This window comes from Martinezella sp. CNPSo 3957 (assembly GCF_057784395.1).
In genome coordinates this window covers 183110-196379 of the sequence record NZ_JBXSOU010000003.1, presented here as the reverse complement: position 1 = coordinate 196379, position 13270 = coordinate 183110, and the positions used below count along the sequence as shown (strand labels likewise).

11 protein-coding genes are annotated in these 13270 nt (G+C 61.5%); 7 read left to right on the top strand and 4 right to left on the bottom strand.

The features are described from left to right. Window positions 1-8: 8 nt before the first annotated feature. Window positions 9-602 (bottom strand): glutathione S-transferase, encoded by a 594-nt coding sequence (locus AC13QE_RS09385; protein ID WP_488483446.1) that lies wholly within the window; start codon window positions 600-602, stop codon window positions 9-11. A gap of 33 nt (window positions 603-635) precedes the next feature. Continuing rightward, window positions 636-1487 carry a 23S rRNA (adenine(2030)-N(6))-methyltransferase RlmJ gene (locus tag AC13QE_RS09380; protein WP_488483445.1) on the bottom strand — a complete coding sequence of 284 codons (852 nt, stop codon included), beginning with the start codon at window positions 1485-1487 and terminating at the stop codon, window positions 636-638. An 81-nt stretch (window positions 1488-1568) separates the two neighbouring features. On the opposite strand from AC13QE_RS09380, the gene AC13QE_RS09375 reads away from it, so the two are divergent. From AC13QE_RS09375 to AC13QE_RS09365, 3 genes are all read left to right on the top strand, one after another. Further along, complete coding sequence (locus AC13QE_RS09375) at window positions 1569-3692, top strand: molybdopterin-containing oxidoreductase family protein (protein ID WP_488483444.1); 2124 nt, start codon at window positions 1569-1571, stop codon at window positions 3690-3692. Next, window positions 3689-4282, top strand: a complete 594-nt coding sequence (locus tag AC13QE_RS09370) for an NUDIX domain-containing protein (RefSeq protein ID WP_488483443.1) — start codon at window positions 3689-3691, stop codon at window positions 4280-4282. The genes AC13QE_RS09375 and AC13QE_RS09370 overlap by 4 nt, the downstream gene beginning before the upstream one ends. Before the next feature lie 132 nt (window positions 4283-4414). Further along, on the top strand, window positions 4415-5584 hold the full coding sequence (locus tag AC13QE_RS09365; protein WP_488483442.1) for an alpha-D-ribose 1-methylphosphonate 5-triphosphate diphosphatase: 1170 nt from the start codon (window positions 4415-4417) through the stop codon (window positions 5582-5584). 56 nt (window positions 5585-5640) lie between these two features. On the opposite strand, the gene purN is transcribed toward AC13QE_RS09365, so the two are convergent. Together purN and purM are read right to left on the bottom strand one after the other, a co-directional pair. Next, window positions 5641-6312: a phosphoribosylglycinamide formyltransferase gene (gene purN / locus AC13QE_RS09360; RefSeq protein WP_488483441.1), complete on the bottom strand. Its 672-nt coding sequence runs from the start codon at window positions 6310-6312 to the stop codon at window positions 5641-5643. Beyond that, a complete protein-coding gene (gene purM / locus AC13QE_RS09355) occupies window positions 6309-7382 on the bottom strand; it encodes a phosphoribosylformylglycinamidine cyclo-ligase (protein WP_488483440.1) in 1074 nt (357 codons plus the stop codon). Before purM ends, purN begins: the two co-directional genes overlap by 4 nt. 222 nt (window positions 7383-7604) lie before the next feature. Here purM and AC13QE_RS09350 point away from each other — a divergent pair, with 222 nt between their 5' ends. The 4 genes from AC13QE_RS09350 to ppx all read left to right on the top strand — a co-directional run bounded on the left by AC13QE_RS09350 (window position 7605) and on the right by ppx (window position 13260). Then, a complete protein-coding gene (locus AC13QE_RS09350) occupies window positions 7605-8735 on the top strand; it encodes an AI-2E family transporter (RefSeq protein ID WP_132716278.1) in 1131 nt (376 codons plus the stop codon). A 2-nt stretch (window positions 8736-8737) separates the two neighbouring features. Next, window positions 8738-9451, top strand: a complete 714-nt coding sequence (gene hdaA, locus AC13QE_RS09345) for a DnaA regulatory inactivator HdaA (protein ID WP_488483439.1) — start codon at window positions 8738-8740, stop codon at window positions 9449-9451. A 75-nt stretch (window positions 9452-9526) separates the two neighbouring features. Next, entirely contained in the window at window positions 9527-11728 is a 2202-nt protein-coding gene (locus tag AC13QE_RS09340) for an RNA degradosome polyphosphate kinase (RefSeq protein ID WP_132716280.1), read from the top strand. 11 nt (window positions 11729-11739) lie between these two features. Next, entirely contained in the window at window positions 11740-13260 is a 1521-nt protein-coding gene (ppx, locus tag AC13QE_RS09335; RefSeq protein ID WP_488483438.1) for an exopolyphosphatase, read from the top strand. Window positions 13261-13270 lie beyond the last annotated feature (10 nt).

Genomic DNA, 13270 nt, shown 5'->3' with positions numbered 1-13270 from the left:
TGACGGCGTCAGACTTGCGGCTTCATCACCGGAAAATCGGGGAAATGCTTCTCGAACTTGCGTGCCCAGTCCGTCAATCCCGCATGGTCCTCTTCCCATTGCCCTTCGAAGCGGAGCTGCAGATAGCCGACGAGAGAGGCAAGCGCGAAATGGCCCGCATGCAGCTTCTTGCCGATTTTCGGCGGCTCGGCATCGAGATGGGTGAGGGCGCGGCTGACCTTCGTCCATTGCCGGTCGATCCAGGGCTGGTGCTGTTTTTCAGGCTCACGAAGGCGCCGCTCGTAGACGATCGACAGCAGGCACTCGTTGGTGCCGTCGATCAGCGCTTCCAGAACCTCGATTTCGGTGCGCTTGCCCGCCTTCGAAGGATAGAGCCCGCCCTCGCGCCGGTCGAAATAATGCATGATGGCGCGGCTGTCGAAAATGGCCTCACCGTCGCCGGTCAGCAATGTCGGGATCTTGCCAAGCGGGTTGTTGTCGATGAGCAGCGTCGGACCGGCATTCGTGTCGACATGGATTTCCTCGAGCTTGATGCCGAGATGGCGGGCCGCCATGCGCACCTTGCTGGAGAAGGGGGAGGTGGACGAGCAAAGAAGTCTCATGAAATCACCTGTGGGATATGTATGTGAAAAGTCTCAATGTTCGCCACGCAGCCAGAAGGCGCGCTGCGAGGCGAAGCGGTCCTGCGCCAGCAGATCCTTCAAAGCCGGCAGCAGCGCGTGCAGCTCGTCCTTGAGCGTGAAGGGCGGGTTGACGATGATAAGGCCGGAGCCGGTAAGCCCGGTGAAGCCGCGGTCGCTTTTGACGCTCAGCTCGGCGCAGAGCATCTTCGGAATTTCCAGTGCCTGCAGCGCCTCGTGAAATGGCTTGATCGGCGCGTCCTTCTTGATCGGATACCAGAGGCAATAGGTGCCGCCGGGAAAGCGGCGCCAGGACTTTGCGAGGCCGTCGATCAGCCGCTCATACTCGCCTTCTTCCTCGAAAGGCGGGTCGACGAGCACGATGCCGCGCTTTTCCTTCGGCGGTAGATGCGCGCCGAGCGCCAGCCAGCCGTCGAGCTCGGTAATGCGGGCATGATGATCGCCCTCGAACAGCCGGTGCAGCCGCTGGAAATCGTCCGGATGCAGTTCCATCGCCGAAAGCCGGTCCTGCGGGCGAAACAGCATGCGGGCGAGTTTCGGCGAACCTGGGTAAAGCCGGAGTCCGCCTTCCGGATTCAGCTCGCGGATCGCGGCGAGGTAGGGTTCCAGCAGATCGGCCACCTGCGGCACGAGTTCCGCCTCCAGCACCCTGCCGATGCCGTCGCGCCACTCGCCGGTCTTCTGCGCTTCCTCGGAGGAGAGATCGTAGAGCCCGATGCCGGCATGCGTGTCGAGGACGCGGAACGCCTTGTCCTTGTTCTGCATGTAGCGGACGAGGCGCGCGAGAACAGCGTGTTTCAAGACATCGGCAAAATTGCCCGCGTGGTAGATGTGCCGATAGTTCATTGTCGGTGAAGTCCGCATGAATTGTTGAGATGGGCCGGATTGTCTCTAGTGGCCGGACATCGGTTGAAATATACAAACATCATGAACATTGCGACCCCCATCCAAGCCAAATCGCGCATCGGCCACACAGCCTGTCCGCATGACTGTCCCTCCACCTGCGCGCTGGAGGTCGATCTGACTGAAGACGGCAGGATCGGCCGGGTTCGCGGGGCCAACGACCATTCCTACACCTCGGGCGTCATCTGCGCCAAGGTCGCGCGCTATGCCGAGCGGCTTTACCATCCCGATCGCTTGATGAAGCCGCTTCGCCGCGCCGGCGCCAAGGGCGAGGGGCGCTGGCAGGAGCTTTCCTGGGACGCGGCACTGGATGAAATCGCCGAAGCCTTCGTGAAGGCGGAAGCGAAAGACGGCAGCGAGGCGATCTGGCCTTATTTCTATGCGGGAACGATGGGCTGGGTGCAACGTGATTCCATCGAGCGGCTCCGCCATGCCAAGCGCTATTCCGGTTTCTTCTCGTCGATCTGCACCAATCCGGCCTGGACCGGCTTCACCATGGCGACAGGCGTGCTGCGCGGCCCCGATCCGCGGGAAATGGGTCGCACGGATTGCGTCGTCATCTGGGGCACGAATGCCGTGGCGACGCAGGTCAATGTCATGACCCATGCGGTGAAGTCCCGCAAGGAGCGCGGCGCCAAGATCGTCGTCGTCGATATCTACGACAACCCGACGATGAAGCAGGCCGACATGGCCTTGATCGTCAAGCCGGGCACGGATGCGGCCCTTGCGTGCGCCGTCATGCATATCGCCTTTCGCGATGGCTATGCCGACCGCGACTACATGGCCAAATATGCTGACGATCCCGCCGGCCTCGAAGAGCATTTGAAGTCGAAGACCCCGGCATGGGCCGCTGATATCACCGGCCTTTCGGTCGACGAGATCGAAGCCTTCGCCAAGCTCGTGGGAACGACGAAGAAGACTTACTTCCGCCTCGGCTACGGCTTTACACGTCAGCGCAATGGCGCGATCGCCATGCACGCGGCAGCCTCGATCGCCACAGTTCTCGGTTCCTGGCAATATGAGGGTGGCGGCGCCTTTCATTCGAACAGCGATATCTTCCGCATGGACGCGAGCGAACTCACCGGCCGCGCCATGAAGGATCAGGATATCCGCATGATCGATCAGTCGCAGATCGGCCGCGCTTTGACGGGCGATGCCGTGGCGCTGCGCCATCGCGGCCCGGTGACCGCGATGCTTATACAGAACACCAATCCGGTGAATATCGCACCGGAGCAGCGGCTGGTGAAGCGCGGCTTTGCCCGTTCCGATCTCTTCGTGGCGGTGCACGAGCAGTTCATGACCGATACGGCCGACATGGCCGATATCGTCATTCCCGCCACCATGTTCGTCGAGCATGACGACATCTACCGGGCCGGCGGGCAGAACCACATTCTGCTCGGCCCGAAGCTTGTCGAGCCGCCGCCGACCGTGCGCAGCAATCTCTTCGTCATCGAGGAGCTCGCCAAGCGCCTCGGCGTTGCGGATCGCCCCGGTTTCGGCTTCTCCGCCCGCGAGATGATCGACAGGATTCTGTCGAGGAGCGGTCTGCCGGACTACGATTATTTTCTCGAGCACAAATGGTTCGACCGCCAGCCGGATTTCGAGGAGGCCCATTTCATCAAGGGCTTTGCCCATCCCGACGGCAAGTTCCGCTTCCGTCCGGATTGGATCAACCAGCCGGCGCCGAACCGTCCGCCAGCGTCGGTCGGATTGCTCGGGCCGCATGTCGAGCTGCCGGAGTTTCCGGATCAGGTCGATGTTATCGAGGTGGCCGATCCCGAGCATCCGTTCCGGCTCGCGACCTCGCCGTCGCGCAACTTCCTGAATTCGAGTTTCGCGGAAACGAAGACGTCGCGGCAGAAGGAAGGCCGTCCCGAGGTGATGATCAATCCCACCGATGCCGAGCGGCTCGATATCGTCAATGGCGAGCTGATCCGCATCGGCAATGGCCGCGGCGATATCCGACTCCACGCCCGCGTAACGACGGAGGTGAAGCCGGGCGTGCTGATCGCCGAGGGGCTGTGGCCGAACAAGGCTCATGTCGACGGCGAGGGGATCAATGTGCTTACCGGCGCGGACCCCGTCGCGCCCTATGGCGGCGCCGCTGTCCACGACAACAAGGTATGGCTTCGCAAGGACGTGGCATGAGTAAATTCGAAAACGCGAAAGCTGAAATCGTCAGCGAAAAGACGCTGGCGGATCAATGGACTCGGCTGAGCACATTCGAGGTCGACTACACGGATTCGCAGGGCGAAAAACATCGGCTGAAGCGCGAGGTCTATCATCGCACGCCGGCAGCCTGCATCCTCCTCTATGATCCCAAACGCGAAACCGTGGTGCTCGTTCGGCAATACCGTCTGCCAGCCCAGTTGGTCGGCGAGCCGGTCTGGATGATCGAAGTGCCCGCCGGATTGCTCGACGGCGACCAGCCGGAAGCCGCGATCCGCCGCGAGGCCATGGAAGAGACCGGCTTTCGCGTGCGCGACGTCCGCTTCCTGTTCAAGGCGATGACCTCGCCCGGCTCATCGACGGAGGTCATTCATTTCTTCGCCGCCGTGATTGACACGTCCGACCGTGTTGCCGATGGCGGCGGGCTTGCGGAAGAGCATGAGGATATAGAGGTGCTGGAAGTTCGCCTGCCCGATGCGATTGTGATGATCGAGACAGGCGACATCTGTGACGCCAAGACGATCATGCTGCTGCAATGGGCGGCCTTGAATGTTGCCAGCCTGAAATAGGCGGCTGCGTGGGTGGGAGCTTGCTCTCCCATTCATCACATTGTCACGAATCGAGCTTACCGGGGCGGGCGGCCGAAGACACTCGAATGCTTCCGCCCTTCCTTCGCTTATGGATATTTCAGGAGAAAGCCGATGTGGCTCAGCAATTTCACGCTCGTTCTTCCTCATGAAGTCGTCGAGAAGGGTGCAGTGCGCATTGAGGACGGCGTGATTGCTGAAATCCGCTCGGAGCCGGTGGAGCAGCCGACTTTCGACGGCGGTGGCCGCCTGCTGATGCCGGGCTTCGTCGATCTGCATTGTGACATGGTGGAGCGCGAGATCGCGCCGCGGCCGAATGCGATGATGCCGATCGATTTCGGCATTCACGAACTGGACAAGAAGCTGGCGGCGGCCGGCGTCACCACGGCCTTTGCGGCGCTCTCCTTTGCGACCGAAAGCGTCTACGGCCACGTCCGCTCGCTCGAAACCACCTCGGCGGTGATCCGCGGCATCGGCGGCCTGCGCGATGAGCTCCTGATCGACCACCGTGTCCATGCGCGCTACGAAATCACCAATCTCGGCGCGGCGCCGACCCTGGAGCGGCTGCTGGAAGACGGCTCCGTCGATATGATTTCGCTCACCGACCACACACCGGGGCAGGGGCAGTATAACGACATCGAAAGCTATATCCGCAGCATGTCCGAGCGCCGGTCCATGTCGCGCGAGGCGGCCGAGGAGGTCGTGGCAAAGCGCATCGCACAGCGCGAGGATCCTGAGATCGAACGCAAGCTGCATGACGTGGTTGAACTTGCGCTGAAGCACAAGCTATCGCTCGCCTCGCATGACGACGACAGTGCCGAAAAAGTCGCCGCGATGCACGATCTCGGCGTGACGATCAGCGAGTTTCCGGTGACGGGACCTGCCGCGGAGGAAGCCTGCCGTCGCGGTCTCTGGACTTTGATGGGCGCGCCGAACGCACTGCGCGGCCAGTCCATGTCCGGCAATCTCAGCGCCCTGGATGCGGCGCGCTCCGGCCTGCTCGGCATCATCGCGGCTGATTATCACCCGGCGGCCTTTGTGCCGGCGATCTTCAAGATCGCCGATGTTGTTGCCGGCGGTCTGCCGGCGGCTGTTGCGACGGCAACCGCCAACGCTGCCCGTTCGGCCGGTCTAACGGATCGCGGTGAGATTGCTGTCGGTCAGCTTGCCGATCTGGTCGCCGTCGAGCCCGGCTCGGTTCACCGTATCCGCGCCACCTTCCGCGGCGGCCGCATCGTCTATAGCGACGGCACCCTGCATCCGCTGATGGCAATTGCGGCTTGAGGAAGGGCGATTGAGAGCGGCGGATGAGGGGACTGTTTGCCGCCGGAATTCCTTATTTAACCTGCGTCGCCAAGTAGTGACAAAATCTGCCGTCCATCGACAGCAGGTGTTTTGCCGAGGCTTATGGCCTTGCCGCCTTCCATCCTGACCTTGCCTTCCGCCAGCAGCCGCAGCGATTGCGGATAGAGCTGATGCTCGACCGTAAGTACGCGGGCGGCAAGGCTGTCGGCGGTATCGTCGGTCAAGACAGGCACGGCAGCCTGGCCGACGACAGGACCTTCGTCCATGCCTTCGGTGACGAAATGCACGGTGCAGCCGGCGATGCGCATGCCGGCGTCGATCGCGCGCTGATGCGTGTGCAGGCCGGGGAAAAGCGGCAGGAGGGAGGGATGGATATTGATGATCCGGCCCTCATAGGCCTGGATGAAGCGGCCGGAAAGCAGCCGCATGTAGCCGGCGAGGCAGATGATATCGGGCGAGAGGGCTTCCAGCTGCGAAAGGATCGCCTCTTCATGGGCTTCCTTGCTGGCAAATTCCTTGCGCACGAAAGCGAAGGTCGCGATGTCCTCCGCCGCAGCCTTTGCGAGACCACCCGCATCAGCCTTGTCGGAAATGACGCCGACGATCTCGGCCGGATAGTCCGCTGCCTTCGTGGCCTTCAAAAGAGCCAGCATGTTGGAGCCGCCACCCGAGATGAAGACGACGACGCGTTTGCGCGGCGTGGTCATAGAGCGAGCGTGCCCTTGTAGACGGTGCCGGGAGCGCCTTCTTCACGGGCGACCATGCGGCCAAGGGTAACGACCGCTTCGCCTTCAGCTTCAAGCGCGGCCTTTACGGCGTCGACGTTTTCCTGAGCGACGACGACGATCATGCCGATGCCGCAATTGAAGGTGCGCAGCATTTCTTTGTCCGCGACGCCGCCCACCTTGGCAAGCCACGAGAAGACCGGCGGCACCTTGACCGCAGCGAGATCGATTTCGGCGGCCAGACGCTTCGGCAGTACGCGCGGAATATTCTCCGGAAAGCCTCCGCCGGTAATGTGGGCGAGAGCTTTGAGGGCATGGGTTTCGCGGATGGCTTTCAGCAGCGGCTTTACATAAATGCGCGTCGGCGTCAGCAGTGCTTCGCCGAGCGCCTTGCCTTCGGCGAAGGGAGCCGGCGCATCCCAGCCGAGCCCGGAAAGCTCGACGATCTTGCGCACCAGCGAAAAGCCGTTGGAATGAACGCCTGACGATGCCAAGCCGAGAATGACATCGCCCTCGGCAATATCGCCCGAAGGAAGCAGTTGGCCGCGTTCGGCCGCACCGACGGCAAAGCCCGCCAGATCGTAATCGCCGTGGGAATACATGCCCGGCATCTCAGCCGTCTCACCGCCGATCAGCGCACAGCCTGCGTCACGGCAGCCTGCCGCGATGCCGCCGACGATCGCTGCGCCCTGGTCGGGGTCGAGTTTGCCGGTGGCGAAATAATCGAGGAAGAAGAGCGGTTCGGCGCCCTGGACGACCAGATCGTTCACGCACATGGCAACGAGGTCGATGCCCACGGTGTCGTGATAATTGGCGTCGATCGCGATCTTGAGCTTGGTGCCGACGCCGTCATTGGCGGCGACCAGCACCGGATCGGTGAAGCCGGCGGCCTTGAGGTCGAACAGGCCGCCGAAGCCGCCGATCTCGCCATCGGCACCCGGCCGGCGCGTCGAACGGACGGCAGGCTTGATCTTTTCGACCAGCAGGTTGCCGGCGTCGATATCGACACCCGCGTCGCTATAGGTCAGACCGTTTTTCCCAGACTGGCTCATGCTTCCGCCTCCGATGGCCGCCCGTCCATTATGACAGGGCTTTGATCGGGTCGCCATTGCATGATAGGGGCCTTTATGCAAGGCGCAAGCGCCGCAACACCCTCAATTTTCCCCGCTTCCCATTGCTCAGGGCAGATTTCCGGCCGCAGACTTGACCATAATTGCGGCATCATCCTATGTCCTAAGCACACGGCAAACGGGCGCGGAGTAACGGGGAAGACGATGGAGCAAAAGGTCAGCGGGGCGAGCCTCAAGCGTCAAGTCACCTTCTGGGTGATCGTGCTCGTCGCCTTCATCGCCTTTATCTATATCTTCAGCACGATCCTGCTGCCGTTCATCGCCGGCATGGCGGTTGCCTATTTCCTCGATCCGGTCGCCGACCGGTTGGAGCGGATCGGCCTCAGCCGCCTTATGGCAACGGTGGTGATCCTCGTCTCCTTCGTGCTGCTCTTCGCGCTGGCTCTGACGATCTTCATCCCGATCATCGTCAATCAGTTCAACGATTTCATCCAGCACATTCCGACCTATGTGCAGCAGATCCAGCAGCTGATCGCCAAGGCGCAGACCATGGTGCTGCCGGATTGGATCCGCAACCAGCTCGGCGCGATCAAGGACAATTTCTCCAGCATCATGTCCGAAGGTCTGAGCTTCGTCGGCGGCCTGTTCGCGCAGCTCTGGAGCTCCGGCAAGGCGCTGGTCAACATCCTCTCGCTGATGGTCGTCACACCCGTCGTCGCCTTCTATATGCTGCTCGACTGGGATCGGATGGTCGCCAAGGTAGACGACTGGATCCCGCGCGATCATGTTGCAACCGTTCGCGAAATCGCCCGCGAGATCGATCAGGCGATCGCCGGCTTCATTCGAGGGCAGGGCTCGCTCTGCATCATTCTCGGCGTCTACTACGGCGTCGGTCTGTCGCTGGTCGGCCTGAACTTTGGCCTGCTGATCGGCCTCTTTGCCGGCATGATCAGCTTCATTCCCTATGTCGGCTCGATGGTTGGCCTCGTTCTGGCCGTCGGCGTCGCGCTCGTTCAGTTCTGGCCGGATTATCTCTGGGTCGGCCTGACGCTCGTCGTCTTCTTCACCGGCCAGTTCCTGGAAGGCAATGTGCTGCAGCCGAAGCTCGTCGGCGAAAGCGTCGGCCTGCATCCAGTCTGGCTGATGTTCGCGCTTTTCGCCTTTGGCGCGCTCTTCGGCTTCGTCGGGCTGCTGATCGCCGTTCCTGCCGCTGCAGCCTGCGGCGTTCTTGTCCGCTTCGCCCTTTCGCGCTACCTTCAGAGCGATCTCTATTACGGACGCTCGGAAGCGGGCAAGGCGCGCAGAGCCAAGGCCGGCAAGACCGAGAATAGCTAGACATGACCGACGCAAAGAACGCTGATCTAAGGCGCAAGGCCGCCGAGCAGCTGCCCTTGGCCTTTACGCACGACCCCGCAAACGGGCGCGACGATCTGTTCGTCGCCGATCCCTTGAGCGCGGCAGTGAGGATCGTCGATTCCTGGCCACACTGGCCGTCGCCGGTGGTGATCCTGGCGGGGCCTGTCGGTTCGGGCAAATCGCATCTCGCCAGCATCTGGACCGAGCGGTGCGGTGCCGTCCACATTCATCCTGTCGCTGGCTCCGATGCCGCAGTCGCAGCGGCAAACGGCCCCGTCATCTTCGAAGACGTGGATCGCATCGGCTTTGACGATACCGAACTCTTCCATGTCATCAACAGCGTTCGCGAAAACGGCACCAGTCTTTTGATGACGAGCAGGCTTTGGCCGATGTCCTGGCCGGTGACACTGCCCGACCTGCGCTCCCGCCTGAAGGCGGCAACGGTGGTCGAGATCGGCGAGCCGGACGAGGAATTGCTGTCGCAGGTGATCGTCAAGCTCTTCGCCGACCGCCAGCTTTATATCGATGACAAACTCGTCCTTTATATCGTCAATCGCATGGAGCGCTCCCTGAACGCGGCGCAGCTGATCGTCGACAGGCTGGACCGGCTGGCGCTTGGACGGGGAACAAGGATCACGCGCCTGTTGGCCGCCGAGGTCCTGAACGAGCTGGGCAGTTCCGACCAGCCGGATTGAGCTGGCTGCGACTGTCACAGTTCCGTCGTCAAACTGATATAGGTGGCACAAGATTGGAAAGAGGGTAGGTGGAACATGGACTCGGCACTCACGGAACATCAGGACGCCAACCAGGAAAATCCAGAGGCGGCACCTGCGGTCAACGAATTGATGACCAGCCCCGAGCGCTTCATCAACCGCGAATTCTCCTGGCTGCAGTTCAACCGCCGCGTCCTTGAGGAGACGCTGAACACCGCACATCCGCTGCTGGAACGTGTCCGCTTTCTCTCGATTTCCGCCGCCAACCTCGATGAATTCTTCATGGTGCGCGTCGCCGGCCTCGAAGGCCAGGTGCGCCAGAAGATCCTCGTGCGCACCCCAGACGGCAAGACACCCGCCGAGCAGCTCGACGATATCCTGCGCGAGATCGACAATCTGCAGATGGAGCAACAGGCCTCCCTTGCGGTCCTGCAGCAATATCTCGCCAAGGAAGATATTCTGATCGTTCGCCCGGCTGCCCTTTCCGATGCCGATCGCCAGTGGCTCCATAATGAGTTCGAACAGGCGATCTTCCCGGTTCTGACGCCGCTCTCCATCGACCCGGCCCATCCGTTCCCGTTCATTCCGAACCTCGGTTTCTCGATTGCGCTGCAGCTCAAAAGCATGAACGGCCGCGAACCGATGACGGCGCTGCTGCGCCTGCCGCCGGCGCTGGACCGTTTCGTGCGCCTGCCGGACGCCAGCAACGTCATCCGCTACATCACGCTCGAAGATGTGGTGAATATCTTCATCCACCGGCTCTATCCGGGTTACGAGGTTCAGGGCTCGGGTACGTTCCGCATCATCCGAGACAGCGATATCGAAGTCGAGGAAGAGGCCGAAGATCTGGTGCGCTTCTTCGAAACCGCGCTGAAGCGCCGCCGCCGTGGGTCCGTGATCCGCATTGAGACCGACTCCGAAATGCCGCTCGAGCTTCGCCAGTTCGTGGTAGAATCGCTGAACGTGCCGGGAAACCGCATCGCGGTTCTGCCGGGCCTGCTTGCCCTCAACACGCTCTCCGAAATCTGCAAGGCCCCACGCGACGATTTGCGCTTCGAGCCCTACAATGCCCGATTTCCTGAGCGCGTCCGTGAACATGCCGGCGATTGCTTCGCCGCAATCCGCGAAAAAGATATGGTCGTCCACCACCCTTACGAATCCTTCGACGTGGTGGTCCAGTTCCTTCTCCAGGCTGCTAGGGATCCTGATGTTCTGGCGATAAAGCAGACGCTTTACCGTACCTCGAACGATAGCCCGATCGTCCGCGCGCTGATCGATGCAGCCGATCTCGGCAAATCGGTTACGGCGCTGGTGGAACTGAAGGCCCGCTTCGACGAAGAGGCGAACATCCGCTGGGCGCGCGATCTGGAGCGCGCCGGTGTGCAGGTCGTCTTCGGCTTTATCGAGCTCAAGACCCATTCGAAGATGTCCATGGTCGTGCGCCGAGAGGACGGCAAGCTGCGCACCTATTGCCATCTCGGCACCGGCAACTATCACCCAGTCACCGCCAAGATCTACACCGATCTTTCCTACTTCACCTGCGACCCGAAGATCGCCCACGACATGGCGAATATCTTCAACTTCATCACCGGCTATGGCGAGCCGGAACACGACATGAAGATCGCGGTCTCGCCCTATACGCTGCGTCCCCGCATCCTCCAGCATATCGAAGGCGAGATCGAGCACGCCAGGAACGGCCACCCGGCTGCGATCTGGATGAAGATGAATTCGCTTGTCGATCCCGACATCATCGACGCGCTCTATCGCGCCAGCAATGCCGGCGTCGAGATCGATCTGGTGGTGCGTGGCATCTGCTGCCTGCGTCCGCAGGTACCGGGTCTATCGGAAAATATCCGCGTAAAGTCGATCATCGGCCGCTTCCTCGAGCACAGCCGCATCTTCTGCTTCGGCAATGGTCAGGGCCTGCCGTCGGACAAGGCGCTGGTCTATATCGGCTCCGCCGACATGATGCCGCGCAACCTCGATCGTCGCGTCGAAACGCTCGTGCCGCTCACCAACAAGACCGTGCATGAACAGGTGCTTTCACAGATCATGCTGGGCAATATCATTGACAATCAGCAAAGCTACGAGATATTGCCGGACGGGACTTCACGGCGCATGGAAGTGCGTCAGGGAAAAGAGCCATTCAACGCGCAGCAGTATTTCATGACCAATCCCAGCCTGTCTGGCCGTGGTGAAGCCTTGAAATCCAGCGCTCCGAAACTCATCGCTGGACTGCTGTCGGGCCGCAACAAATAAATTGGACCTGCATGGTTGAATCAGAAGCCCAGGGGCGTCTTCCGGGCATCGCCCCTGTCTCCGTTGTCGATATCGGGTCGAACTCGGTCCGTCTTGTCGTCTATGAAGGCCACTCGCGGTCGCCAACCATCCTCTTCAACGAAAAAGTGCTGTGCGGCCTCGGCAAAGGCATAGCGCTGACGGGGAAGATGGATGAGGAAAGCGTGGCGCGGGCGCTTGCAGCGCTGCATCGCTTCAAGGCACTCTCCGATCAGGCGCGTGCCGCCACCATCTACGTCCTGGCAACGGCTGCGGCGCGCGAAGCAAGCAACGGTCCGCAGTTCATTCACCAGGCCGAAGCCATTCTTCAGCGCAAGGTGCGCGTGCTTTCGGGCGAAGAAGAGGCACGTTTCTCCGCGCTCGGTATCATCAGCGGTTTTTTCCACCCCGATGGCATCGCCGGAGATCTTGGCGGCGGTTCGCTGGAGCTGATCGACATCAAGGATCGGGAGATCGGTAAAGGCATCACGCTGCCGCTCGGCGGCCTGCGTCTGTCCGAATATGCCGGCGGCTCGATTGAGAAGGCGCGCAGCTTCGCGCGCAAGCATGTCAAGACCGCGAAGCTATTGAGCAAGGGCGAGGGCCGCACTTTCTATGCGGTCGGCGGCACATGGCGAAGCGTCGCCAAGCTGCACATGGAAATCCGCAAATATCCGCTCCACATGATGCAGGGCTATGAAGTGCCGCTGGATGAGATGCTGCGGTTCCTGGATCAGATCGTCGAAGCGAAGGATTCGAAGGATCCGGCATTTCAGGCGGTGTCCAAGCATCGCCGTTCGCTGCTGCCTTTCGGCGCAGTCGCCATGCGCGAAGTGTTGACGGCCATGAAGCCGTCCGTCATCTCCTTCTCCGCCCAGGGGGTTCGTGAAGGTTATCTCTATTCGCTGCTGACCGAGGCCGAGCGTAACAGCGATCCGCTGCTCACCGCAGCCGGCGAGCTTGCCATCCTGCGTGCGCGCTCGCCGGAACATGCCCGCGAGCTTGCCGATTGGACCGGACGAATGATGCCCTTCTTCGGGATCACCGAGACCGACGAGGAAAGCCGCTATCGCCAGGCAGCCTGCCTGCTTGCCGATATAAGCTGGCGCGCCCATCCGGATTATCGCGGCCTACAGGCGCTGAATATCATCGCCCACACGTCCTTCGTCGGCATCACTCATGCCGGCCGCGCCTTCATCGCGCTTGCCAATTACTATCGCTTCGAGGGCTTGAACGACGACGGTGCGACCGAGCCGCTGGCAACGATCGCTACGCCGCTCTACATCGAACGCGCCAAGCTGCTCGGCGGGCTATTGCGCGTCGTCTACCTATTCTCGGCCTCGATGCCCGGTATCGTCCGCAACCTGTCGTTCCGCCGTTCGACGAAGCCTGATCTCGATCTCGAATTCGTCGTTCCCTCTGAATATCGCGATTTTGCCGGCGAGAGGCTGGACGGCCGCCTGCAGCAGCTCGGCAAGCTCACCAATCGCCGCCTGGCTTTCTGCTTCGAATAAGCTTTGTGTT

Bases quoted from the DNA above. Each gene is read 5' to 3' on its own strand.
- AC13QE_RS09370 (WP_488483443.1), top strand. From the start codon at position 3,689: ATGAGTAAATTCGAAAACGCGAAAGCTGAAATCGTCAGCGAAAAGACG.
- purM (WP_488483440.1), bottom strand. From the start codon at position 7,382: ATGAGCCAGTCTGGGAAAAACGGTCTGACCTATAGCGACGCGGGTGTC.
- AC13QE_RS09375 (WP_488483444.1), top strand. From the start codon at position 1,569: ATGAACATTGCGACCCCCATCCAAGCCAAATCGCGCATCGGCCACACA.
- AC13QE_RS09340 (WP_132716280.1), top strand. From the start codon at position 9,527: ATGGACTCGGCACTCACGGAACATCAGGACGCCAACCAGGAAAATCCA.
- ppx (WP_488483438.1), top strand. From the start codon at position 11,740: ATGGTTGAATCAGAAGCCCAGGGGCGTCTTCCGGGCATCGCCCCTGTC.
- AC13QE_RS09385 (WP_488483446.1), bottom strand. From the start codon at position 602: ATGAGACTTCTTTGCTCGTCCACCTCCCCCTTCTCCAGCAAGGTGCGC.
- hdaA (WP_488483439.1), top strand. From the start codon at position 8,738: ATGACCGACGCAAAGAACGCTGATCTAAGGCGCAAGGCCGCCGAGCAG.
- AC13QE_RS09365 (WP_488483442.1), top strand. From the start codon at position 4,415: ATGTGGCTCAGCAATTTCACGCTCGTTCTTCCTCATGAAGTCGTCGAG.
- AC13QE_RS09380 (WP_488483445.1), bottom strand. From the start codon at position 1,487: ATGAACTATCGGCACATCTACCACGCGGGCAATTTTGCCGATGTCTTG.
- purN (WP_488483441.1), bottom strand. From the start codon at position 6,312: ATGACCACGCCGCGCAAACGCGTCGTCGTCTTCATCTCGGGTGGCGGC.
- AC13QE_RS09350 (WP_132716278.1), top strand. From the start codon at position 7,605: ATGGAGCAAAAGGTCAGCGGGGCGAGCCTCAAGCGTCAAGTCACCTTC.